Genomic DNA, 22,912 nt, shown 5'->3' on the forward strand with positions numbered 1-22,912 from the left:
CGGCGGCCGGCACCGTCGAGGTAAACGGAGCCGGAGCCCGGTGCCTGAGCGTGCCTGCCTCCAGTTCCCCAGCAGGAGAGGCACCCGCCCCCCATGATCGTCCGCCGCAGCGCCGCCGCGCTCGCCGCCTCCGCCGTGCTCTGCGTGGGCGCCGCCCCCGCAGCCCTCGCCGACACCGCGCCGCCCGCCTCCCCCTCCGCGCCGCCGGTCATCCCGTCCGGGCTCTACGGCAAGAACGACCCGACGTACGACGGCGTGTGGCGGCAGTCCTTCGCGCTGCTCGCCCAGCACACCGTCGGCGTCAAGCCCGCCGCGCAGGCCGTGGACTGGCTGACCGGCCAGAGTTGCGCGAACGGCTCCTTCCCCTCCTTCCGCGCGGACACCGCCAAGGCGTGCGACGCCTCGACGTACATCGACTCCAACGCCACCGCGGCCGCCGTGCAGGCGCTGGCCGCGCTCGGCGGCCACGACGAGACGGTGAAGAAGGCCGTCGGCTGGCTGAAGTCCGTACAGAACGAGGACGGCGGCTGGAGCAGCAACCCCGGCGGCGCCATGGACACCGGTACGGACGCCAACTCGACCGGCATCGTGATCAGCGCCCTGGTGGCGGCCGGGGAGAAGCCGGCCGAGGTCAAGTCGAAGGCGGGCAAGTCGGCGTACGAGGCGCTGCTCGCCTTCCGGCTGGGCTGCTCCGCCGAGCCCGCCGCCGACCGGGGCGCCTTCGCCTTCCAGCCGGTCGAAGGCAAGCTGCTCGCCAACGCCGATGCCACGGCCGCCGCCGCGCTGGCCGGCCTCGGCAAGAGCGCGGCCGTCGCGCCCGCCACCACGGACACCCCCGCGGCGGCACTGGCCTGCCCGGCGGACGCCGCCGACCCGGTGGCCGCCGCCCAGGGCGCGGCCGGCTACCTGGCCGAGGCCCTCAAGAAGGACGGCCACCTCACGGCCGTCACTCCGGGAGCGGACCAGCCGACCCCGGACACCGGCAACACCGCCGACGCGGTGATCGCCCTGGCCGCGGCCGGGCACAAGCAGTCGGCGGCGGGCGCGCTGGAATGGCTCAGGGCCAACTCGGCGCAGTGGTCGAAGGGCAGCCCGGCGGGTCTCGGCACGCTGATCCTGGCCGCACACGCGACGGGCACCGACCCGAAGTCCTTCGGCGGCACCGACCTGGTGGCGGCGCTGAACGCGACGGGCCCGGCCCCGCAGGGCGCGGACACCTCCGCGACCGGGGTGGACAGTGACAAGGACGAGCCCTCCGGCGGCCAGAACCTCTGGTGGATCGTCGGCGCGGGCGCCGCGGCCGGCATGGGCATCGGCATCCTGCTGAGCGGCCGCCGCAAGAAGAACCAGCTCTGATGCCCCGCCGCCGCCCTCCGCTCGCCCTGGCCCTCACCCTCGGGATCGTGCTGGCCGTGCTGGCCGCCACCCCGGCCCTGGCTTCGAGCTACCGCTACTGGTCGTTCTGGGACGGCGCGGGCGGCCGGTGGGCGTACGCCTCCATGGGCCCCTCGACGGCCCGTCCGGCGGACGGCTCGGTGCAGGGCTTCCGCTTCGCGGTGAGCAAGGACGCGGCGGCCGAGGCGGCGCAGCCGCGGGCGGCGGCGGACTTCACGGCGATCTGCGCGGCGACCCCGGCGGCCGAGGGGAGGAAGCGGGTGGCGCTGGTCATCGACTTCGGCGTCCCGGCGGACGCCCCGGCGGGCGACGCCCCGCCGCAGCCGGAGCCGCGCACGGCCTGCGCGCAGGTGGCCCCGGAGGCCACGGCGGCCGAGGCGCTGGCGGCGGTCGCCAAACCGCTGCGCTACAACAGCGCGGCGCTGTTGTGCGCGGTCTCGGGCTATCCGGGGCAGGGCTGCGGCGAGCCGATGCCGGACGCCCCGGCCGAGCCCGTGGCCGGCGGTGAGCCCGTGGCCGGCGGTGCGAAGGGTGACGGTGAGAAGAAGGACGGCGGCCCGTCGGCGGGCCTCCTGGCGGGCATCGCGGCGGTGGCCGCCCTGGCCGCGGCCGCCGTCTGGCAGTCCCGCCGCCGCACCCGATGACCTCCGACGACACGGTCATGCCGGACCCGCCGGAAGCCGGGCCGTCTCTCGGCGCGGGGCCGGCCCCGCGCACGCCCCGGCTCGCCGGGCCGCGTAACGGTGGGGCGGACGCCGGTGGCGCTCAGGCACCCACCGGAGCCACCCGCAGCCGGAGTGCGAGCCGCACGGGTGGTGCGGATGGGTACCGCGCCCGGCCGGAGGCCGGGCGCACCCCCACCGGAGCCGCACCCGGCGACGTGACCCCGGCCCGGCGGAGCCTGCCCTCGGCGCCGGATCCCGCGCACGGGCCCTCGTACGACCGCCGAAGGCGCTGGGAGGCACCCCGGGCCGACCGGGCCACGGCCCTGCACGCGGGAGCCTGGTGGCTCTGGGCCCTCGGCCTCGCCACAGCGGCCTCCCGCACCACGAACCCCCTGCTCCTCGGCCTGATCGTCGGCGTCGCCGGCTACGTGGTCGCGGCCCGCCGGACCTCCGCCCCCTGGGCCCGTTCCTACGGGGCCTTCCTCAAGCTGGGCCTCGTCGTCATCGGCCTGCGCCTCCTCTTCTCCATGCTCCTCGGCTCCCCCATCCCCGGCTCGCACGTCCTGTTCGTCCTCCCGGAGGTCCCCCTCCCGGCCTGGGCCCAGGGCATCCGCTTCGGCGGCAAGGTCACCGCCGAGCAGCTGGTCTTCGCCTTCTACGACGGCGCCAAGCTGGCCGCCCTGCTCGTCTGCGTGGGCGCCGCGAACGCCCTCGCCAACCCGGCCCGGCTCCTGAAGTCCCTCCCGGCCGCCCTCTACGAGGCGGGGGTCGCCGTCGTCGTCGCGATGACCTTCGCGCCGAACATGGTCGCCGACGTCGCCCGCCTGCGGACGGCCCGCCGGCTGCGCGGCCGCCCCACCGGCGGGGTGAGGGCCGTCCTCCAGATCGGCCTCCCGGTCCTCGAAGGCGCCCTCGAACGTTCCGTCGCCACGGCCGCGTCGATGGACGCGCGGGGGTACGGGCGCACCGCGCAGGTCCCGCCCGCCGTCCGGCACACGACCAACGTCCTCACCCTCGGCGGCCTGCTCGGCATGTGCGCGGGCACCTACGGACTGCTCGCCGCGCAGGGGGCCGCGTACGGACTCCCCGTGCTCGGCATCGGCCTGGCGATGGCCCTCGCCGGCCTGCGCCTCGGCGGGCGCCGGTCGGTGCGGACCCGCTACCGGCCCGACCGCTGGGGGACGCGCGCGTGGCTGGTCGCCGGGTCGGGCGCGGCCGTCGCCGCCCTCCTCGTCTACGCGGGCACCCGCGACCCCGAGGCCCTGAGCCCGGGTGTGGTCCCGCTGGTCGCGCCCTCGCTGCCGCTGTGGCCGGCGGCCGCGATCCTGATCGGCCTGCTGCCCGCGGTCGTGGCACCCGTACCGCCCAAGGAGGCGTCGTTGTGATCCGCTTCGAGCAGGTCTCGGTCACGTACGAGGGCGCGGCGGGCCCGTCCCTCCAGGGCGTCGACCTGGAGATCCCCGAGGGCGAGCTGACGCTGCTGGTCGGGCCGTCGGGGGTCGGCAAGTCCACCCTGCTGGGTGCGGTCTGCGGTCTGGTCCCGCACTTCACCGGGGGCACGCTCCGGGGCCGGGTGACGGTCGCGGGCCGTGACACCCGTACGCACAAGCCGCGGGAGCTCGCGGACGTGGTGGGTACGGTCGGCCAGGACCCCCTGGCGCACTTCGTGACGGATGTCGTCGAGGACGAGCTGGCCTACGGGATGGAGTCCCTTGGCCTGCCACCTGCGGTGATGCGCCGCCGAGTCGAGGAGACCCTCGACCTGCTGGGCCTGAACGAACTGCGCGACCGCCCCATCGCGACGTTGTCCGGCGGGCAGCAGCAGCGGGTCGCGATCGGCTCGGTCCTGACCCCGCACCCGAAGGTCCTGGTCCTGGACGAACCCACCTCGGCCCTCGACCCGGCGGCGGCGGAGGAGGTCCTGGCGGTCCTCCAGCGCCTGGTCCACGACCTCGGCACCACCGTCCTGATGGCGGAGCACCGGCTGGAGCGGGTGGTCCAGTACGCCGACCAGGTGCTGCTCCTTCCCTCGCCGGGCGCGGCCCCGGTCCTCGGCACCCCGGCGGAGATCATGGCCGTCTCCCCGGTCCACCCCCCGGTGGTCTCCCTGGGCCGCCTCGCGGGCTGGTCCCCGCTCCCCCTCTCGATCCGCGACGCCCGCCGCCTGTCCGCCCCGCTGAAATCCCGCCTGTCGGCTGCGGCCGGGGCGCAGGGCCCGGCCCCGGACCCCGGCGGCCGACGCGAGCCAGATCCAGCCCCGCCTGGGGGCGCCCCCGGACGGAGTCCGGGGGAGATCGATGCGCGGGGGTCCGGTGGCGGAGCCCCCAGCGGCGCAGCCTCCGGGCTGCTGACGCGCCTGCTCCGCCGGAGCAAGCCGGCCCCCGACCCCGATCCCGCCCCGGCGGCAGCCGACAAGGTCGCCGAGGCCCGCAACCTCGGTGTGCGCCGCGGCCGCGCCGAAGTCCTGCGGGGGATCGACCTCGCGGTGGCGGCCGGCGAAACCGTGGCCCTCATGGGCCGCAACGGCGCCGGCAAGTCCACCCTGCTCTCGGCCCTGGTCGGCACCCTCGCCCCCACCACCGGCCAGGTGACCGTCGGCGGCCGCACCCCCCACCGCACGGCCCCCGCCGAGATGGTCCGCCGCGTCGGCCTCGTCCCGCAGGAACCCCGCGACCTCCTCTACGCCGACACGGTGGCCGCCGAGTGCGCCGCCGCCGACTCCGACGCGGGCGCGGCCCCCGGTACCTGCCGGGACCTGGTCTGCGATCTGCTCCCGGACGTCCCCGACGACACCCATCCCCGCGATCTGTCCGAGGGCCAGCGCCTGGCCCTCGCCCTCGCGCTGGTCCTCACCGGCCGGCCCTCCCTGCTGCTCCTCGACGAGCCCACCCGCGGTCTGGACTACGCCGCCAAGGCCCGCCTGATCGAGATCCTCCGCGCGCTCGCCGCGCAGGGCCATGCCATCGTCCTGGCCACGCACGACGTGGAGCTCGCCGCCGAGCTCGCCCACCGCGTGGTCGTGCTGGCCGGCGGGGAGATCGTCGCGGACGGCCCGACCGCCGAGGTCGTCGTCTCCTCGCCCGCCTTCGCGCCGCAGGTGGCGAAGATCCTGGCGCCCGGCCACTGGCTCACGGTGGGCCAGGTCGCCGAAGCCCTGGCCGCGGCGGACACCCCGTGACCGGCCCCGTGACCCGCCCCGCGACCGGCCCCGTCGCCCGCACCGCGCCCGGCCCCGTGACCCGCCCCGTCCGGATCGGCCCGCGGGCCGCCGCCGCCCTGGTCCTCGTCACCCTCATCGGCATCGCGGCCTTCGGCTGGCCGCTCCTCGCCGACCGGCAGTCCGGTCTCGCGCATTCGCAGGACGCCCCCTGGCTCTTCGCCGCACTCCTGCCCCTGCTCGTCGCCGTCGTCGTCGCGACCATCGCCGACAACGGCATGGACGCCAAGGCGGTGGCGATGCTCGGCGTGCTCGCGGCCGTCGGAGCAGCGCTGCGGCCGCTGGGCGCGGGCACGGCCGGCCTGGAGCCCATGTTCTTCCTGATGGTGCTCAGCGGCCGCGTCCTCGGCCCCGGCTTCGGCTTCGTGCTCGGCTCGGTGACGATGTTCGCGTCGGCTCTGCTCACCGGGGGGGTCGGGCCGTGGATGCCGTTCCAGATGCTGGCCATGGGCTGGTTCTCGCTGGGCGCCGGGCTGCTGCCCGGCGCGATGGGGGTCCCCCCTGCTCGAGCGAAGCCGAGAGCTTGGGGGAGGATCCGGGGCCGGGCGGAGCTCCTGATGCTGGCGGCGTACGGCTTCGCGGGTTCGTTCGCGTACGGCACGGTCATGAACCTGCAGGGCTGGGTGATCCTTCAGGGCATGGGGCAGGGCATCTCCTTCCACCCCGGTGAGCCGGTGGCGGCGAACCTGACGCGCTTCGCCGCGTACTGCCTGGCGACGTCGGTGGGCTGGGACCTGGGCCGGGCCGCGCTCACCGTCGTACTGACGCTCACGCTCGGCGCCACACTGCTGAAGGCCCTGCGGCGGGCGACCCGGAAGGCGGCCTTCGACGCGCCCGTCGCCTTCGCATCGGGACCGGAAGCCGCCCCGACTGCAACCCTTGAAGGGATACGAACGGCCACAAAGGGTGAGATCCGGACCCCTCGGCGGTGACCCGCCCCATAGGGCCCACGTCACATACGAATCAGGATAGTAGCCTTTATCCAGGACATTTCACCCCCCTGATAGCGGCTCCCACCTGCAGGGATACCCGTCTCCCCCGAGGGCGGACGCCCCACCCCTGCTGCGAGGGCCACTAGTAAGCGGGCTCTTTGCCAGGGCTCCGGGGGGTCTGTAGAACTGGATGAGTCGCAAGGCGGCAGGGGTACTTCACCTCCCGCCGACGAACCCCTCTCCTCCGCGTGAGTGGCTCACGCATGTCTTCGGCATGCCGCGACTGCCCTTGTTCCCTTCGGAAGGTTCATCCGTGTCCAACGCTGTCATCCGCCGCATCGCCGCTTCCAAGAAGTCCCTCGCGGGTACCGTCGTCGCCCTGGGTGTCGCCGGTTCCATGCTGGCCGCGGTTCCCGCGCAGGCCGCCCCGACGGGTGCCAAGGCGATCGCTCAGCAGATGATCAAGGACCCGGCCCAGTTCGCCGCCTTCGACAAGATCGTCTCGCACGAGAGCGGTTGGGACTACACCGCGACCAACTCTTCCTCCGGCGCGTACGGCCTGGTCCAGGCTCTGCCGGCGTCGAAGATGTCCTCCGCGGGCTCGGACTGGAAGACCAACCCGGCCACCCAGATCAAGTGGGGCCTGGACTACATGAACTCCCGCTACGGCAGCCCGGTCGACGCCTGGAACTTCTGGCAGGCCAACCACTGGTACTAAGCCACCAGCGGACAGCAGACATACGAAGGCCCCGGTGGCCGGCCTCCCCAGGTCCGGCCACCGGGGCCTTCTGCATCCCATCCCACAGGGTTCAAAGGCGCCTGCACGCGAGGCCCGCAGTCGGTGTCACAGGCGGTGCCGCAGACGGTGCCACAGGCCGCTTCACAGGCGCTGGATGATCGTTCCGGTCGCCAGCGCGCCGCCGGCGCACATGGTGATCAGCGCGAATTCCTTGTCCCGGCGTTCCAGCTCGTGCAGCGCGGTGGTGATCAGCCGGGCGCCGGTGGCGCCGACGGGGTGGCCGAGCGCGATGCCGCCGCCGTTGACGTTGACCTTCTCCAGGTCCTGCTCGAAGACCTGGGCCCAGCTGAGGACGACCGAGGCAAACGCCTCGTTGATCTCGACCAGATCGATGTCCTTCAGGGACATCCCGGCCTTGCCGAGCACGGCCCGCGTCGCGTCGATCGGTCCGTCCAGGTGGTAGTGGGGGTCGGCGCCGACCAGGGTCTGGGCGACGATCCGGGCGCGCGGCCTGAGCTTGAGGGCGCGGGCCATCTTGCGCGAGGCCCACATCACGGCGGCGGCCCCGTCGGATATCTGCGAGGAGTTCCCGGCGGTGTGCACGGCGGTCGGCATGACCGGCTTGAGCCGGGCCAGGCCCTCCATGCTGGTGTCGCGCAGCCCTTCGTCGCGGTCGACGAGCCGCCACATGCCCTGTCCGGCGGCCTGCTCCTCCTCCGTCGTCGGCACCTGCACGGCGAAGGTCTCGCGCTTGAAGCGCTCCTCGGCCCATGCGGTGGCGGCCCGCTCCTGGGAGAGCACCCCGAGCCCGTCGACGTCCTCGCGGGTCAGGCCCCGGCGGCGGGCGATGCGCTCGGCGGCCTCGAACTGGTTCGGGAGGTCGACGTTCCACTCGTCCGGGAAGGGCTTGCCCGGGCCGTGCTTGGATCCGGAGCCCAGCGGTACGCGGCTCATGGCCTCGACGCCGCAGGCGATGCCGATGTCCATGACCCCGCCGGAGATCATGTTGGCGACCATGTGGTTGGCCTGCTGGGAGCTGCCGCACTGACAGTCCACGGTGGTCGCGGCGGTCTCGTACGGGAGCCCCATGGCGAGCCAGGCGTTGCGGGCGGGGTTCATCGACTGCTCGCCGGCGTGCGTGACGGTGCCGCCGACGATCTGCTCGACGCAGTCGGGCTGGATTCCGGTACGGGCCAGCAGTTCGCGGTAGGTCTCGCCGAGCAGGTAAGCGGGATGGAGGTTGGCGAGCGCGCCCCCGCGCTTGCCGATGGGGGTGCGTACAGCTTCGACGATGACGGGTTCCGCGGCCATGAGCTCGTCCTCTCCTGCACAGTGCCGGCGCGGCGGGCCGTCCCGGCGCCCCGCCCGAACTAGTACGCGTTCTACTTCTCCCCGCAGTCTTATGACCTCACACCCCGTCACGCAAGGGTCTTGCACGTGCCCTGCACGGATTCCACACGCAACAGTTGGCGCTCCGACCCTTGTCACTTCTAGAACTCGTTACTACCTTCAAGCCACCTTCTGATGGGCCGTCAGACTTTGGAGTCGCCCGATGTCATGCCCCGCGCTGCCCGAAGGCTTCGACGCCACCGACCCCGACCTGCTCCAAAGCCGGGTCCCGCTGCCGGAGTTCGCACGACTGCGGCAGACCGCACCCGTGTGGTGGTGTCCGCAGCGGCGGGGCATCACCGGCTTCGACGACGACGGCTACTGGGCCGTGACCCGGCACGCGGACGTCAAGTACGTCTCCACGCACCCGGAGCTCTTCTCCTCCACCACGAACACGGCGATCATCCGCTTCAACGAGCACATCCAGCGTGAGCAGATAGATGCCCAGCGGCTGATCATGCTGAACATGGATCCGCCGGAGCACACGCGCGTACGCCAGATCGTGCAGCGCGGCTTCACCCCGCGAGCCATCCGCGGCCTGGAGGAGGCCCTGCGCGACCGGGCCCGGAAGATCGTCACGGAGGCGGCGGCCGTCTCGGGCGACGGCAGCTTCGACTTCGTCACGCAGGTGGCGTGCGAGCTCCCGCTCCAGGCGATCGCGGAGCTGATCGGCGTACCGCAGAAGGACCGCGCCAAGATCTTCGACTGGTCGAACAAGATGATCGCCTACGACGACCCGGAGTACGCGATCACCGAGGCGGTCGGCGCCGAAGCGGCGATGGAGCTCATCGGCTACGCGATGAACCTGTCCGCCGAGCGCAAGGAGTGCCCGGCCAAGGACATCGTGACGCAGCTGGTGGCGGCCGAGGGCCAGGGCAACCTCGGCTCCGACGAGTTCGGCATGTTCGTGCTGCTGCTGGCGGTCGCGGGCAACGAGACCACGCGCAACGCCATCAGTCACGGCATGCACGCCTTCCTGACCCACCCCGACCAGTGGGAGCTGTACAAGGCGACGCGTCCGTCGACGGCGGCGGAGGAGATCGTGCGCTGGGCCACCCCGGTGGTGTCCTTCCAGCGCACCGCCACGCAGGACACGGAGCTGGGCGGCCAGAAGATCAAGGCGGGCGACCGGGTGGGGCTCTTCTACTCCTCCGCCAACCACGACCCCGAGGTCTTCGAGAACCCCGACGCCTTCGACATCACCCGCGACCCGAACCCCCACCTCGGCTTCGGCGGCGGCGGGCCGCACTTCTGCCTCGGCAAGTCCCTGGCCATCATGGAGATCGACCTGATCTTCAACGCCCTGGCCGACACCCTGCCCGGCCTCCGCCTGGCCGGCGAGGGCCCGCGCCGCCTGCGCGCGGCCTGGCTCAACGGCATCAAGGAGCTCCGGGTCAGCCACGGCTGACCCGTGACCCAGGACGGCAGGGGCCACGTCCCCCCACGCCCGGCCCCTGCCGTCCGCTGGTCCGCACCCGCTCGGGTGGCGGACCGGCCCGAGCGGGGCGATCCTGACTGACAGCGGCGATCCAGCCGAAGGGGCGCCGGGGCAGCTGTGCCCCGGCGCCCCTTCGGCCTGCTCAGGCCACCCGCTTGTCCGGGCGGACGCGCCGCCGGGTGTAGAACACGAACCCGGCGAACGCCACCACGGACACGATCGCGCCGGCCAGCGTCGCGCCCCGGAACCACGGCGCCTCCACGTCCATGACCCGCTGCCCGGCGTGCGCGGCGCCGCCCGCGCCCACCACCACGCTCAGCGTCCACAGGTTCGGCAGGGCGAGGACCACCGCCAGGGCGAGCCAGCCGGCCGTGGCCTTCCAGGGCCGCCGCGTGCGCAGGCCGATCCAGGCCACGATCAGGGGCAGCAGCGTGCAGGCGACGCCGAACACCAGCCCGAGCAGCAGCCCGGTGCCGAGACGGCCGCCGACGGCGGCCCCCACCCGCTGGGACCACCAGCGCGGGGCGGTCTCGGCCATGAGGAAGTAGGCCACGACCATCACGCCCAGCGCCAGGCCGCCGAACACCAGCCACTTGCGCCGATCGGGCCCGGCGGCCTGAGGGTTCCCCGTCCGCTGCGTGCTCATGATCCGATGCTTGCACCGACCCGCCCCGCCCGCAGCGCGACGGCGATCACGTCGGTACCTACCTCGCCCGGGCCGGCACGTCGAGCCGCCGCTCCCGGTCCTCGCCGCCCTCGGCGTCCTGGCCGGCCGTCCGCTGCCCGGGAAGGCTCGCACGCAGCCGGCGCGGCCCGGACAGCGCGTACACGAGCCCGAATCCGGAGGCCACGACGACCGCGCCGCCCACCGCGTCGAGCACCCAATGGTTGGCGGTGGCGACGATCGCGCACACCGTGATCAGCGGATGCAGCGCCCCCAGCAGCTTCTGCCAGCCCTTCGGCGCGAGCACCACGATCACGATCCCGCACCACAGCGACCAGCCGAAGTGCAGCGAGGGCATCGCCGCGTACTGGTTGGAGATCGCGGTCATGGCCCCGTACGACGGATTGGCCAGGTCCTGCGGTCCGTGGACGGTGTCGATGAAGCCGAGGCCGGGCATCAGCCGCGGCGGCGCGAGCGGGTAGAGCCAGAACCCTATGAGCGCCAGCACGGTGGCCAGCCCCAGCGAGGCCCGCGCCCAGCGGTAGTCGCCCGGCCGGCGCCAGTACAGGACGCCCAGGATCGTCAGCGGGACCACGAAGTGGAAGGAGGTGTAGTAGAAGTTGAAGAACGCCTCCAGCCAGGGCGCGTTCACGACGGCGTGGTTCACGGCGTGCTCGATGTCGATGCCCAGCGCCCGCTCGATGCCGTGGATCTGGCTGCCGTTGCCCTCGGCGAGCGAGCGGCTGGTGGGGGCCGCGGCCCTGATGTGCGAGTAGAGCGAGTAGCCGACCCGTATCAGCAGGAGTTCCAGCAGCAGGTTGGGGCGGGACAGCACGCGCCGCCAGAACGGCAGTAGCGGCACCCGCGACCACCGGGCGGCCGCGGGGCGCCCGTAGGCCGTCGGGACGGGTTCGCGCCAGTACGGCGACGAGCGCGGCAGGAACGGCACCGCGCAGGCCGCGGCCAGCGCGGCGAGGAGCAGCACGTTGTCGCGTACGGGGGCCAGCGCGGCCAGGTTCGGCAGCAGCACGTCGCTCGGCAGGGTCATGGCGAGGACCACGGCCACCGGCCATACGGGCCGGTCGGCGGCGCGCCGCCCGACCTTGCCCGCGACGGCGAGCAGCACCCACAGCAGCTGGTGGCGCCAGCCGGTCGGGGACACGGCGACGGCCACGCAGCCGGTGACGGCGACGGCGAGCAGCAGCTGCCCGTCGGCGGCGTAGCGGGCCGCGCGGCGCAGGCCGATCCAGGCGATGCCGGCCGCGAGGGCGACGTACAGGAGGATCTCGACGGGTCCGGTGAGACCGAGGCGCAGCAGCGCGCCGTGCAGGGACTGGTTGGCGAGGTGGTCGGGGGCGACGCCGAGACCGGTGCCCGCCAGGTGCTGGATCCAGTACGTCCAGGAGTCTCGGGGCATCGCCGCCCAGGTCAGGGCGGTGGCCCCGGCGAAGGTCACGGCGGCGGACCTGGCCGTGGCGCGGCGGCCGGTGAGCCACAGCAGCGGGGCGAAGAGCAGCAGCGCGGGCTGGAGGGCGGCGGCGAGGCCGACGAGGAAACCGGCCGGGCGTTCGCCGGGCACGCGGAAGACGGCCAGCAGCACCAGCAGCACGGGCAGGACGGCGGTCCGGCCGGGCGAGGCGGCCTCGCGGACGGGCAGCGAGACCATCATCAGGGCGGTCAGCACGGGCGCGGCCAGCAGGGCGGTGCGGCGCGGGACGGGGTCGGGCAGGCCGCGCGCGGCGACCAGGCCGATGGCGGCGACGAACAGCAGCGTCACGCAGATCCAGGCGAGCTCCAGCGACGGCGCGGCGAGGCCGAGGAGCGGCTTGAGTACCAGCCCGGCGAACGGCGTGCCGGTGAACTGTCCGGCGTCGTAGAGCGAGCCGGGCAGGCCGCCGGGGAGGTGGAAGCCGCTGAGCCACTCGCCCGGTGGGACGCGCAGCACGGCGGCGGCCTGTCTGACGGCGAGGGCGCCCGCCAGAGCCCACAGGAGGAGGCGTGCCGCCCCGAGCCTGCCGCTACCGCCTATGACTCCGGCATGTCCGTTCGCACCGCTGTGCTCTGCCGCGTTAGCCACGCCTCGCCGGCCTCCCGCCCTGTTGACCGCAACCCTGACTTTGCCTGGCTGCCGCGTTTCGTGCCCCGTTCCATTACCTGGACGACGATATCCCGCGCGGGATACCCAGGGTGGCCCGCACGGGCATCGCGAAGATCAACAAGCCTGGCGTGACGTGGCTGACGTAGTGAAGAGCGGTCCCCATGGCGTACCGCGCGTCGACGGAGCTCGACAAAAGTGGCAATGGGCTGGAAACCGGCACAAACTGGAAGCGTTTCGGGCAATCGGACCTTCAACGACCTCCCATCCATGGCCGCTTGGGCGGCATTTCGAGGTTGATGGTTGATGCGCCGACAGTGGGAGGCTCGAATAACTGCCCGAGCAACGGAATGAGCCCAGCACCCAACCCACTCAGGGAGCACCCATGAGCGCCGCGGAAAAGAAGTCGCTTCAATGTGAGCTGACAAGAGACCATTTCACGGCGGTCGCAACCATGCACGGCACCGAGGGGCGGCGAGTTACCGTCACGGGGCAGCTCTCCTGCCCGTCCATCGGCTTCACGTTGCACCTGGAAAAAGACGATCCGGGAATCAACCCGCAGCCGAACGAGCTTGTTCTCAAGGTGGTCGAGGAGAAGCCGGACGGCGTGGTGCCGCCGGTACTGACCGACACCGAAGTGTCTGGCTACTTCCCGGTCAAACCCGAGGTGGACACCGTCGTGATCCGAAATCTCGACATCACCGTTCCGGTTAAGGACGAATAGGCCGGATCACAACGGGGCCGCCCGCCCCGAAATCCTCGCACGGTCGACGTTTCCGCCGAGCACGGCGGCGCACCTCGGAGGGCGGGCCGGTCGCGGGCGGCGCAGTCCCCGCATCCGCCTCACGGCCCCAGCGCCCACCCACCCCGTAACACGCAGCCGCGTACACCTCATCGACGCCGACCAGCCCAACCGGATATAGGAGACTGCTCGCACGTGGTCAAGGCTAGGTGCGGTGCCCGGCCTGCGTTTCCTGAGAGGTGTCATGTGCCTAGCGTCGTAAAAATCAACGCGCTGACCGTCCCCGCCGAGCAGCGGGAGGTGCTGGAGCAGCGCTTCGCCTCGCGGGCGGGCGCCGTGGAGAGTTCGGACGGGTTCGAGTGGTTCGAGCTGCTGCGCCCCGTCGAGGGCACCGACCAGTACCTCGTCTACACGCGGTGGCGGTCCGAGGAGGACTTCCAGGCGTGGATGGAGGGACCGATGAAGGCCGCTCACCAGGGCGGGGCGGGTGGCGGCGAGCGGCCGAAGCCGGCTGCTTCCGGGTCCACGGTGTGGTCGTTCGAGGTCGTGCAGCAGGCGGCGCCGAAGAAGGCCTGACGCGGGAAGAAGACCTGACGCGGGCGGGAGGCCCGGGGCGCGCGCCCCGGGCCTCCGGCTCTCCACCCACCCCACGTTCCCTGCCTTTCCTGCCTTTCCTGTCCCCGCCTTCCCCGCCGGCTCCTCAGCTCCAGAAGGCGTCTTCCTCGTCGATGTCCGCGGTGCACTGGTCGATGTCGGTGATCTTGTTGCCGATGATGGTGAAGAAGAGGCCTTCGCGGATCTCGATCCCGCGGTCACCGCGGTCGCCGCGCGCCGTGTGGAAACTCATCACGTGCCCCCGCCCGTCCGCGAGCACCGATTCCAGGTGCACCTGGAAGGTGCCGTTCGTCTCCGCTCCGAGCCGGCGGTAGAGGTCGATGACGTTCTCCCGCCCCTTGTGGTGCCCGGAGATCGGGCTGCTGCCGGGCACGTGGTGGATGACGTCGGCCGTGAACAGCGAGCTCAGCGTCTCCATGTCGCCCTTGCCGAAGGCCTCGTAGCCGCGGCGGACCAGGGCACAGTCTGGATGCTCGGACATGTGTTTCACACCCTCCAGGTATGCGCGGTTTGCCCTTTTTCCTATCATCGGCCCGCCACTGTGGATATTCCACGCGGGAGATCCGCGGCGAACTCCACAATGACGCCATGACCACTCACAGCGCTCACACCACCGGCACCCGCACCCACGCCCGCACCCACGCCTGGACCGTCGCCCCCGAGCCGTTCACCACCGCCGACGCCACCGTCCTGCGGCGCGCGTACTACGCCGAGGTCGCCGGCCGGTACTGGAAGCGGACCGTCACCGAGGCCGAGATCGATCAGGGGCTCCTGGACTTCCCGGATGACGGCCTGGTCCCGCCGACGGGCCAGTTCGTGGTCGGCCGGCTGGACGGCGAGCCCCTGGCCTGCGGCGGGATACGCCTGCTCGACCCCGCCACCGCCGAGCTCACCAGGGTGTATGTCGACCGGCGCGCCCGCGGTACCGGCGGTGGGGCGGCCCTGCTCGAAGTCCTGGAGGCGGAGGCCCGCGCGCTGGGCGCCGACCGGGTCCGGCTGGACACCCGCTCGGACCTGGTGGAGGCCCGGGCACTGTACGCGCGGCACGGGTACGCGGAGATACCCGCGTACAACTCGGGCCCGTATGCGCAGCACTGGTTCGAGAAGCGCCTGGTCTGACCGGCTCCGGCCGGGCGGCGCTCCGCGGCGGTCAGTGCGCGGCGTGGTCCCTGCGCGAAGCGGCGTCGTAGGGCTCCTCGGCATCGGATCCGCAGAGCTCGGCGTTGATCTCGCGGACCAGCTCGACCAGGTCGGTCGGGCGGTCCGGACCCCACCAGTCACCGAGCAGTCCGGCGAGGGACTCCTCCCGGGCGGCGGCGAGCTCGGCCGCCGCCTCCCGCCCCTTGCCGGTCAGGACCAGCGCCAGCCCGTCCCGTACGGCGAGCCCGCGCTCCTCGGCCTGGCGGGCGGCGTCCGTGATGACCTTCAACGGCACGATGGTGCGGTCGGCGAGCATCGCGGGCTCCGCGGAGCCGTACTTGTTGATCCGCAGCAGCAGCCAGCTCGTGGCGGGCAGCAGGTCGTAGCCCGCCTGCTCGGTGATCTTCTCGTAGACGTGCCGGCGGCCCTCCCTCGTACCGAGGACCGACAGCGCGCGGGCGACCTCGTCGCGGGAGGAGCGCTCGACGGGGTTGGAGGCGAGGGTCTCGGTCACGTCGGGCGCGGTGACCGAGGCGCGGAGCTTGTCCTCCTTGAGGAACCAGGCCACCACGAAGGCGACGAGGACGACCGGCACGGCGTAGAGGAAGACGTCCGTGATGGCGGTGGCGTAGGCGTCGAGCACGCGGGGCTGCAGATCGGAGGGGAGCGCGCCGATGGCCCGCGGGTCGGCCTCCAGATCACCGACGCTCGCACCGGGCGGCAGCGTGACGCCCGCGAGTGAGGCGGCCAGCGTGGTGTCGAGCCGGTTGATGAAGATCGTGCCGAAGATGGCGACGCCGAAGGAGGCGCCGATGGAGCGGAAGAAGGTGGCACCGGAGGTGGCGACGCCGAGGTCGGCGTAGGTGACGGCGTTCTGCACCACCACGACGAGTACCTGCATGACCAGGCCGAGTCCCGTACCGAAGACGAAGAAGTAGAGGCTCGTCTCCCAGGTGGAGCTGGTGCGGTGCAGCTGGTGCAGGAGGAGCAGGCCGATGGCGGTGACGGCGGTGCCGGTGATGGGGAAGACCTTCCACCGGCCGGTGCGGCTGACGATCTGGCCGGAGGCGGTGGAGGAGATCAGCATGCCGAGGACCATCGGCAGCATGTGGACGCCGGACAGGGTCGGCGAGACGCCCTGGACGACCTGGAGGAAGGTCGGCAGGTAGACCAGCGCTCCGAACATGGCGAAGCCGACGATGAAGCTGATCACCGAGCAGAGGGTGAAGGTGCGGATGCGGAACAGTTTCAGCGGCAGGACGGGTTCGGCGGCCTTGCGCTCCACGAGTACGAAGGCGCCGAGCAGGATCACGCCGAGGACGGCGAGGCCGATGATCTGGGCCGAACCCCAGGCCCAGGTGGTGCCGCCGAGCGAGGCGACCAGCACGAGACAGGTGGCGACCGAGGCGATGAGGAAGGTGCCGAGGTAGTCGATCGTGTGCTTCGAGGGACGCGCCGGGATGTGCAGCGCGGCGGCGATGACGACGAGCGCGACGAGACCGATGGGGAGGTTGATGTAGAAGACCCAGCGCCAGGACAGCTGGTCGACGAACAGGCCGCCCAGAAGCGGGCCGAGCACGCTGGTCGCGCCGAAGACGCCGCCGAAGAGGCCCTGGTATTTGCCGCGTTCGCGGGGCGGGACGATGTCGCCGACGATCGCCATGGACAGCACGATGAGTCCGCCGCCGCCGAGGCCCTGCAGGGCGCGGAAGCCGATCAGTTGGGGCATGTTCTGGGCGAGGCCGCAGAGGGCGGAGCCGATGAGGAAGAGGACTATGGCGTACTGGTAGAGCTTCTTGCGCCCGTACTGGTCGCCGAGTTTGCCCCACAGGGGTGTGGCAGCGGTGGAGGCGAGCATGTAGGCGGTGACCACCCAGGACAGGTGGGCCATGCCGCCGAGCTCGCTGACGATGGTCGGCAGGGCGGTGGACACGATGGTCTGGTCGAGTGCGGCGATCAGCAGGCCCAGGAGCAGGGCGCTGATGGAGACGAGCACCTCACGGGAGGAGTGTTCGGCGGCGGGTCCGGAGCTCTTCGGGCCCGGACCGGGTCCCCCGGCTTCCGTGGTCACATCCTGAGCCATCGATACCTCCTCAGGCCGGATCAACATCTCCATCCTGCGTGGTGTGTCCGGTTATGGCCTCTCGGCAGGGGTTGGGGCGTGCCCGGCGGGTCTGCATAATCGCTGGCAGTGCCCAGGGAGGGATTCCAGTGAACGGTGAACACTGTCCAGATTGCGGTGCCCGCGGTGCCGCCTGCCGGTGTGCGCCGGGTGCGGGTTTCGACCCCCTGCGCATCCGCCCGTACGTGACGTTGCCCGACCCCCGCGAACCCGACGACGACGTGCCCGCGCCGCCGGTGGCGCGCATGGTGGTCCAGCCGCCGCAGCCGCCGCAGCCGCCGCAGGACGACACCCCGGCGTACGGGATACCCGTGGCGCCGGCGCACCAGCCATGGCCGGATGGCCCGGTGCCCGTGCCGGACCCGGCCGAGACGACACGTCTCCGGCAGGTCACGGCCCCCGGGCCCAGACCCGGCGGAGACGGAGGAGGGGGTGGGGGCGGGGGCCGGGAGAAGCGGACCGGCCCGGCCTTCCGACGCCTGCTGCCGCTCCTGATCGCATCCGCCGCGGTGGTCACCCTCGGTGGAACCGCCGTCGCACTGTGGGTGCTGCCGAGCTCCGCCGGGAGCGACACGGCGCTGCTGGACGCGAAGGCCTCGACGCCCGTGACGAGCCTGGCCCCGGCCGAGCCGTCCCCGACCCAGGCCACCCGGACGACCAGCCCGTCCCCCTCGGCCTCAGCATCGGCCTCACCGTCGCCGAGCGCCTCCAAGTCGGCGTCGCCGTCACCCTCGCCGAGCGCGTCCCGCTCGTCGACGCCCCCCTCCCCGACCCCGTCACCGACCCCGCCCCGCGCCCCCAGCCCGTCGCCGCCCCCGAAGGCGCCGACCCTGCGGTACGGGGACTCGGGCGGGGACGTGGAGAAACTGCAGCGGCTGCTGGCGGCACGTGGCCTGTACAGCGGCAAGTTCAACGGAAAGTTCGACTGGCGGGTGGAGAACGCCGTGTCGACTTTCCAGTACGAGAACAACATCGACGAGGAGTGGGGCGTCTACGGCCCTGCGACCCGCAAGGCGCTGGAGGGTTAGGGACGGGTTAGGGACGAGGCTCACACGACGCCCGGTGGCGCGGACCCATCCTCTTTTGTATCGTGGAGGAACAAAGTGGTTCCGCCTTCACTCCCTGACCGGTGGGCGGAACCACTTGTTCTCTTTTCCCGCCCCGTCTGGAGCACCGCCGATGCCGGCAAGCACCACCACCGCGCCCGTCGCCCTCACCGCCAAGGCCCTGCTCCTGGACATGGACGGCACCATCGTCAATTCCGACGCGGTGGTCGAGCGCTGCTGGCGCGACTGGGCGCTGTTCCACGGGCTGGACCCGGAGGAGGCCCTCAAGGTGGTCCACGGCCGCCAGGGCTACGCCACCATGGCCGTCCTGCTGCCTGACCGCCCGATGGAGGTCAACCACGCGGAGAACGCCGTGATGCTGGCCCGCGAGACCGCCGACACCGACGGCGTGGTCCCGGTCGCGGGCGCCCCGGAGTTCATGGCCGCGATCCAAGGCCTGCCGCACGCCCTGGTCACCTCCGCCGACGCGCGCCTCGCCACGGCCCGGATGACCGCCGCAGGCCTGCCGATGCCCGCGGTACGGGTCACGGCCGAGTCCGTCCAGGCCAGCAAGCCCGACCCCGAGGGCTTCCTCAAGGGCGCCGCCGCGCTGGGCGTGGACCCGGCCGACTGCATCGTGTTCGAGGACTCGGCCGCGGGCATAGCCGCGGGCCGGGCGGCGGGCATGCGCGTGATCGGCGTGGGCCCCCGCGCAGCCGCCCACACCCCCACGACCCACGTCCCGGACCTCACCACGCTCCACATCACGACCACCCCGGACGGCTCGATCCAGCTGAGGATCACAGCCGGGGCATAAGGGGCAAGGCTCCGCCGGACAGCACGTGCGGGCGGGGGCTTCGGGGGCGGGATGTCCGCTGGTCGGCATCGGGGACGCGGGGCGGTGGCTCCGGGGGGCCGGGGCCGCCCCCACCCCGCACACAGGCGCCGGCGTCAGCCCCCTCTCGCCCAGGTGGCCGACGAGCGCGCCCCGGTCACCCCGTGATCGCCTCGTACAGCGAGAACACGGCCAGCGCGCCCATCACCGCCGCCGCGACCTTGGTGATCAGCCGCAGCGGCACGTACTTCATCAGGGTGCGCCCGCCCAGGATGCCGATGCCCGCGACCGCCCACAGGGCGAGCACGGCGCCGATGCCGACGGACACCGGGTTGTCGTACCGGGCAGCCAGGTTGGCGGTCATGATCTGGGTCAGGTCACCGAACTCCGCCACCAGGATCAGCATGAATCCGGCGCCGGAGACCTTCCAGAAGGACTGGTCCGCGGGCGGCTTGACCTCCTCCTCCCCGTCGTCCTTCTTCAGGAGCAGCATGGCCGCGCCCGCGAGGAAGAGGACGCCGACGACGGCCTGGACGATCCGGTGCGGGAGCAGCGTGAGGACGCTTCCCGCGGCGATGGCGAGGGATACGTGCACGGCGAAGGCGGCGGCGACGCCGGCGAAGACGTACGAGGCGCGGTAGCGGGTGCCGAGCATCAGGCCGGCGAGGGCCGTCTTGTCGGGGAGTTCGGCGAGGAAGACGACGCCGAACGCGATCGCCGTGACGGTGAAGCTGAACACAGGGGTGAAACCTCAATCGGTCTGGCAGGACGCCATCGGGACCGAGAGACCTGGAATGTGTCAGGGGTCGCTTCGGCTCGGCGGCGCCCTGGCTTGCGCGTGCGCGTACGAAAATACGAACGCACCCGTGCATGAACAGGACACTGCGGCCGAAGGTCTCGCTGGCCGACCGCTGTCCGCGGCCTGCCTCCGGGCGCCGGCTGGGGTGACCCAGCAGTATGTCGACGGTCCGGCGAAGAGCTACTCCCCTTCTGCTCCATCAGGGTACGCGACGCCGACGCGCGCCCGGAATAAGACCTTGGTCCTGCTCTCGCCCCCACCCTCGGTCCCGCTCCCGCTCCCGCCCTGGCGGCCTCCCCAGCGCCTCACCCACCCCCGCCGGGACCCTCCACCCCCCACCGGAGCCTCAACTTCCGCTTGAGTGGGCTGTGTTGCGGCACTTGATGTGACGTGCTCATGTCGCCACGCTGTCACCTGGCGCCCATCCCGGCGAAACCTGGCGCCGCAACCATGGCCGCGCCCCTCCGGGGCCGCACGGCCCACATCCCCCCGCATCCAGGGAGCCCCTCATGGCACTCATACCTGCCGTCTACGCGCGTCGAATCGGCGTGTTCGCATCAGCGGTCGCCCTCGCTTCCCTCACCTCCCTCGTCAACGCCCCCACCGCCCAGGCCGCCCCGCCGGCCCCCATCAGCGCCGCGGCCGCCCGCTCGTACCTGGCGACCGTGACGCCGAGCGCCGAGGGATCCACCGCCGGCTACAGCCGGAGCCTCTTCCCGCACTGGAGCACCGTCTCCGGCACCTGCAACACCCGCGAGACCGTCCTCAAGCGGGACGGCGTGAACGTCGTCCAGGACTCCGCCTGTGCCGCCGTGAGCGGAAGCTGGTACTCCGAGTACGACGGCGCCACCTGGACCGCCGCCTCCGACCTCGACATCGACCACGTGGTCCCGCTCGCCGAGGCCTGGCGCTCCGGCGCCAGCTCCTGGACCACGTCCAAGCGCCAGCAGTTCGCCAACGACCTCACCCGCCCGCAGCTCATCGCGGTCACGGACAACGTCAACCAGGCCAAGGGCGACCTCGACCCCGGCAAGTGGCTGCCGCCGCGGACCGCCTACCGCTGCACGTACGCGCGCATGTGGGTCAACGTGAAGCAGTACTGGGGCCTGAGCATGGACTCCGGCGAGAAGACGGCCCTGGTCAACATCCTCAACGGCTGCTGAGACCGACGCCGGAGTGCCGCCGGGACCAGCGCCGTCCCGCTGCTGACGAAGTCGGCCGATCATCTCCCCCGCCAGGGGGAGGCGGGGCTCCCCCTCGCCGTCGTACCGTGATCACAGGCGCTACGGATGAGGGGGAGTTCCATGGCCGGACTGCGTCTGGGGCCGCTGCTTCGCTACGTCGACTGGGACACGGGCGGGTCCGCCACGATATGGGTCGAGGCGGACCGCCCCTGCACGGCCGAGGTGTTGTGCGCCGACGGGGCGGGCGGCAGCGTGCGTACCTTCCAGATCGCCGGGCACCACTACGCGCTGGTACCGGTGACCGGCCTGACCCCGGGGACGGCGACGGCGTACGAGGTGCTGCTGGACGGCGTGCGCGTGTGGCCGCTACCCGACAGCGGCTTCCCGCCGAGCACGATCACCGCCCCGGCCGTGGCCGGCTCCGGCCGGCCGGCGGCCGACGGGCTGCGCATCACCTTCGGTTCCTGCCGGCAGGCCGCGCCGCCCGCCGGACGGCACGGCCCCCACGGTCCGGACGCGCTCGACGCCCTCGCGGCGCGGCTGGCCGCCGACCCGGAGGCGGTGCGGCCGGACGTCCTGCTGCTGCTCGGCGACCAGGTGTATGCCGACGCCCTGTCCCAGGAGACCCGGCAGTGGCTCGCGGCCCGGCGGGATCTGCGGGAGGCGCCCGGCGCCCAGGTCGCGGACTACGAGGAGTACACCCGGCTCTATGACGAGTCCTGGCTCGACCCGGAGATCCGCTGGCTGCTGTCGACCGTGCCGAGCCTGCACATATTCGACGACCACGACGTCATCGACGACTGGAACACGAGCGCGGCCTGGCTGTCGGAGATGCGAGCGACGCCGTGGTGGCAGGAGCGGGTGCTCAGCGGGCTGATGTCGTACTGGGTGTACCAGCACCTGGGCAATCTCTCGCCCGCCGAACTGGCGGCCGACGGGCTCTACAAGGCGATACGGCAGGCCCCTGACGGCACGGATCTGCTGCGCTCCTTCGCGTCCGCGGCGGACGCCGACCCGGCCTCGGTGCGTTGGAGCTACCGGCGCGACTTCGGCGGGACCCGGCTGCTGATGGTGGACACCCGGGGCGCGCGCGTGCTGGCCGAGGACGGACGGGCGATGCTCGACCCGGCGGAGCAGAGCTGGCTGCGGGAGAACGCGCTCGCGGGGCACGGAGGTTACGACCATCTGCTGATCGGGTCCTCCCTGCCGTGGCTGATGCCGCATCTGATCCACGATGCGGAGACGTGGAATGCCGCGATGTGCCGAGGGGAGCGGGGGCCGCGGTGGGCGCGCATAGGCGAGGATCTGCGCCGTCGCAGCGATCTGGAGCACTGGGCGGCGTTCCCGGCCTCGTTCGCGGCGCTGACCGATCTCATCGAGGAGGTCGGGACGGGGCCGCGGGCGCCGGCGACGGTGTGCGTGCTGTCGGGGGACGTGCACCACGCGTATGTGGCCGAGCCGCACATACCCAGCACGGCTCGCGTGTTCCAACTGACGTGCTCGCCGGTGCACAACTCCATCCACACGGTGGTGAAGCTGGGCTTCCGGCTGGGCTGGTCGCGTACGGGGCGGTGGCTGGGGCGGGGCTTCTCCCGGCACGGGCGGACGGGGCGGCCGCCGCTCAGCTGGCGGCGTACGGGCGGGCCGTGGTTCGGGAACCAGCTGATGACGCTGGCGTTGGCGGGTCGGACGGCTCGGGTACGGCTGGATCAGGCGCACAAGAACCGTACGGGCGCCCGGTTGGTGAAGGTGCTGGACCGTGAGCTCACCGCGGCGGAGTAGGGGCTGCCCCGGGCATCCGGGGAGCGAACCGCGGGCGTACGCTGTATGGCTGTCAAGCCGCTCCTGCCGCTCCCCCGCGACGTCGCGGCGCTTCATGCCGCTGCACGTCCACC

At 72.5% G+C, this 22,912-nt stretch carries 20 protein-coding genes; 14 read left to right on the top strand and 6 right to left on the bottom strand.

Annotation, left to right across the window (positions count from 1 at the left end; all coding sequences use genetic code 11):
- Positions 1 to 93 precede the first annotated feature (93 nt).
- The 6 genes from OG737_RS08105 (at position 94) to OG737_RS08130 (ending at position 6,927) form a co-directional block, all read left to right on the top strand.
- Positions 94 to 1,356: a prenyltransferase/squalene oxidase repeat-containing protein gene (locus tag OG737_RS08105; RefSeq protein ID WP_328925461.1), complete on the top strand. Its 1,263-nt coding sequence runs from the start codon at positions 94 to 96 to the stop codon at positions 1,354 to 1,356.
- Positions 1,356 to 2,039: an SCO2322 family protein gene (locus tag OG737_RS08110; protein ID WP_328925462.1), complete on the top strand. Its 684-nt coding sequence runs from the start codon at positions 1,356 to 1,358 to the stop codon at positions 2,037 to 2,039. Before OG737_RS08105 ends, OG737_RS08110 begins: the two co-directional genes overlap by 1 nt.
- A 257-nt stretch (positions 2,040 to 2,296) precedes the next feature.
- The gene (locus tag OG737_RS08115) at positions 2,297 to 3,445 is read left to right on the top strand and encodes an energy-coupling factor transporter transmembrane protein EcfT (protein WP_405681426.1); all 1,149 of its coding nucleotides are present in this window, start codon (positions 2,297 to 2,299) and stop codon (positions 3,443 to 3,445) included.
- Positions 3,442 to 5,238 (top strand): ATP-binding cassette domain-containing protein, encoded by a 1,797-nt coding sequence (locus tag OG737_RS08120; protein WP_328925464.1) that lies wholly within the window; start codon positions 3,442 to 3,444, stop codon positions 5,236 to 5,238. Before OG737_RS08115 ends, OG737_RS08120 begins: the two co-directional genes overlap by 4 nt.
- An 8-nt stretch (positions 5,239 to 5,246) precedes the next feature.
- Positions 5,247 to 6,209, top strand: coding sequence for an ECF transporter S component (locus OG737_RS08125; protein ID WP_328930258.1), 963 nt, complete (start codon positions 5,247 to 5,249; stop codon positions 6,207 to 6,209).
- 313 nt (positions 6,210 to 6,522) lie between these two features.
- A complete protein-coding gene (locus OG737_RS08130) occupies positions 6,523 to 6,927 on the top strand; it encodes a transglycosylase SLT domain-containing protein (RefSeq protein ID WP_328925465.1) in 405 nt (134 codons plus the stop codon).
- 162 nt (positions 6,928 to 7,089) lie between these two features.
- On the opposite strand, the gene OG737_RS08135 is transcribed toward OG737_RS08130, so the two are convergent.
- Positions 7,090 to 8,259 (bottom strand): steroid 3-ketoacyl-CoA thiolase, encoded by a 1,170-nt coding sequence (locus OG737_RS08135; RefSeq protein WP_328925466.1) that lies wholly within the window; start codon positions 8,257 to 8,259, stop codon positions 7,090 to 7,092.
- A 241-nt stretch (positions 8,260 to 8,500) separates the two neighbouring features.
- On the opposite strand from OG737_RS08135, the gene OG737_RS08140 reads away from it, so the two are divergent.
- Entirely contained in the window at positions 8,501 to 9,745 is a 1,245-nt protein-coding gene (locus OG737_RS08140) for a cytochrome P450 (RefSeq protein WP_328925467.1), read from the top strand.
- 172 nt (positions 9,746 to 9,917) lie between these two features.
- Here OG737_RS08140 and OG737_RS08145 read toward each other — a convergent pair whose 3' ends face one another.
- Together OG737_RS08145 and OG737_RS08150 are read right to left on the bottom strand one after the other, a co-directional pair.
- On the bottom strand, positions 9,918 to 10,421 hold the full coding sequence (locus OG737_RS08145) for a hypothetical protein (RefSeq protein ID WP_328925468.1): 504 nt from the start codon (positions 10,419 to 10,421) through the stop codon (positions 9,918 to 9,920).
- Positions 10,422 to 10,479: 58 nt separating this feature from the next.
- On the bottom strand, positions 10,480 to 12,516 hold the full coding sequence (locus tag OG737_RS08150; protein WP_405921356.1) for a bifunctional glycosyltransferase 87/phosphatase PAP2 family protein: 2,037 nt from the start codon (positions 12,514 to 12,516) through the stop codon (positions 10,480 to 10,482).
- Between the two features lie 403 nt (positions 12,517 to 12,919).
- Here OG737_RS08150 and OG737_RS08155 point away from each other — a divergent pair, with 403 nt between their 5' ends.
- Together OG737_RS08155 and OG737_RS08160 are read left to right on the top strand one after the other, a co-directional pair.
- Positions 12,920 to 13,258 (top strand): hypothetical protein, encoded by a 339-nt coding sequence (locus OG737_RS08155; RefSeq protein WP_328925470.1) that lies wholly within the window; start codon positions 12,920 to 12,922, stop codon positions 13,256 to 13,258.
- Between the two features lie 264 nt (positions 13,259 to 13,522).
- Complete coding sequence (locus tag OG737_RS08160; RefSeq protein WP_328925471.1) at positions 13,523 to 13,852, top strand: antibiotic biosynthesis monooxygenase; 330 nt, start codon at positions 13,523 to 13,525, stop codon at positions 13,850 to 13,852.
- A gap of 124 nt (positions 13,853 to 13,976) precedes the next feature.
- Here the strand turns inward: OG737_RS08160 and OG737_RS08165 are convergent, their stop codons facing one another.
- Positions 13,977 to 14,372, bottom strand: coding sequence for a nuclear transport factor 2 family protein (locus OG737_RS08165; protein WP_328925472.1), 396 nt, complete (start codon positions 14,370 to 14,372; stop codon positions 13,977 to 13,979).
- Positions 14,373 to 14,479: 107 nt separating this feature from the next.
- Here OG737_RS08165 and OG737_RS08170 point away from each other — a divergent pair, with 107 nt between their 5' ends.
- A complete protein-coding gene (locus tag OG737_RS08170) occupies positions 14,480 to 15,010 on the top strand; it encodes a GNAT family N-acetyltransferase (protein WP_405679994.1) in 531 nt (176 codons plus the stop codon).
- Between the two features lie 31 nt (positions 15,011 to 15,041).
- Here the strand turns inward: OG737_RS08170 and OG737_RS08175 are convergent, their stop codons facing one another.
- Entirely contained in the window at positions 15,042 to 17,114 is a 2,073-nt protein-coding gene (locus OG737_RS08175; protein ID WP_328925474.1) for an MDR family MFS transporter, read from the bottom strand.
- A gap of 224 nt (positions 17,115 to 17,338) precedes the next feature.
- Between OG737_RS08175 and OG737_RS08180 the strand changes: the two genes are divergently transcribed.
- Together OG737_RS08180 and OG737_RS08185 are read left to right on the top strand one after the other, a co-directional pair.
- Positions 17,339 to 18,181 (top strand): peptidoglycan-binding protein, encoded by an 843-nt coding sequence (locus tag OG737_RS08180; RefSeq protein WP_405921357.1) that lies wholly within the window; start codon positions 17,339 to 17,341, stop codon positions 18,179 to 18,181.
- A 151-nt stretch (positions 18,182 to 18,332) separates the two neighbouring features.
- A complete protein-coding gene (locus OG737_RS08185; RefSeq protein WP_328925476.1) occupies positions 18,333 to 19,016 on the top strand; it encodes an HAD-IA family hydrolase in 684 nt (227 codons plus the stop codon).
- Between the two features lie 175 nt (positions 19,017 to 19,191).
- Here the strand turns inward: OG737_RS08185 and OG737_RS08190 are convergent, their stop codons facing one another.
- Positions 19,192 to 19,773 carry a TMEM165/GDT1 family protein gene (locus OG737_RS08190; protein WP_328925477.1) on the bottom strand — a complete coding sequence of 194 codons (582 nt, stop codon included), beginning with the start codon at positions 19,771 to 19,773 and terminating at the stop codon, positions 19,192 to 19,194.
- Positions 19,774 to 20,351: 578 nt separating this feature from the next.
- Between OG737_RS08190 and OG737_RS08195 the strand changes: the two genes are divergently transcribed.
- Entirely contained in the window at positions 20,352 to 20,996 is a 645-nt protein-coding gene (locus OG737_RS08195; protein WP_328930259.1) for an HNH endonuclease family protein, read from the top strand.
- A 141-nt stretch (positions 20,997 to 21,137) separates the two neighbouring features.
- Positions 21,138 to 22,799: an alkaline phosphatase D family protein gene (locus OG737_RS08200; protein WP_405921358.1), complete on the top strand. Its 1,662-nt coding sequence runs from the start codon at positions 21,138 to 21,140 to the stop codon at positions 22,797 to 22,799.
- The last annotated feature ends 113 nt before the right edge of the window (positions 22,800 to 22,912 follow it).

The sequence above is a fragment of the Streptomyces sp. NBC_00122 genome (assembly GCF_045160845.1).
Lineage (GTDB): Bacteria > Actinomycetota > Actinomycetes > Streptomycetales > Streptomycetaceae > Streptomyces.

Bases quoted from the DNA above. Each gene is read 5' to 3' on its own strand.
- OG737_RS08135 (WP_328925466.1), bottom strand. From the start codon at position 8,259: ATGGCCGCGGAACCCGTCATCGTCGAAGCTGTACGCACCCCCATCGGC.
- OG737_RS08140 (WP_328925467.1), top strand. From the start codon at position 8,501: ATGTCATGCCCCGCGCTGCCCGAAGGCTTCGACGCCACCGACCCCGAC.
- OG737_RS08200 (WP_405921358.1), top strand. From the start codon at position 21,138: ATGGCCGGACTGCGTCTGGGGCCGCTGCTTCGCTACGTCGACTGGGAC.
- OG737_RS08145 (WP_328925468.1), bottom strand. From the start codon at position 10,421: ATGAGCACGCAGCGGACGGGGAACCCTCAGGCCGCCGGGCCCGATCGG.
- OG737_RS08105 (WP_328925461.1), top strand. From the start codon at position 94: ATGATCGTCCGCCGCAGCGCCGCCGCGCTCGCCGCCTCCGCCGTGCTC.
- OG737_RS08170 (WP_405679994.1), top strand. From the start codon at position 14,480: ATGACCACTCACAGCGCTCACACCACCGGCACCCGCACCCACGCCCGC.
- OG737_RS08165 (WP_328925472.1), bottom strand. From the start codon at position 14,372: ATGTCCGAGCATCCAGACTGTGCCCTGGTCCGCCGCGGCTACGAGGCC.
- OG737_RS08185 (WP_328925476.1), top strand. From the start codon at position 18,333: ATGCCGGCAAGCACCACCACCGCGCCCGTCGCCCTCACCGCCAAGGCC.
- OG737_RS08175 (WP_328925474.1), bottom strand. From the start codon at position 17,114: ATGGCTCAGGATGTGACCACGGAAGCCGGGGGACCCGGTCCGGGCCCG.
- OG737_RS08155 (WP_328925470.1), top strand. From the start codon at position 12,920: ATGAGCGCCGCGGAAAAGAAGTCGCTTCAATGTGAGCTGACAAGAGAC.
- OG737_RS08110 (WP_328925462.1), top strand. From the start codon at position 1,356: ATGCCCCGCCGCCGCCCTCCGCTCGCCCTGGCCCTCACCCTCGGGATC.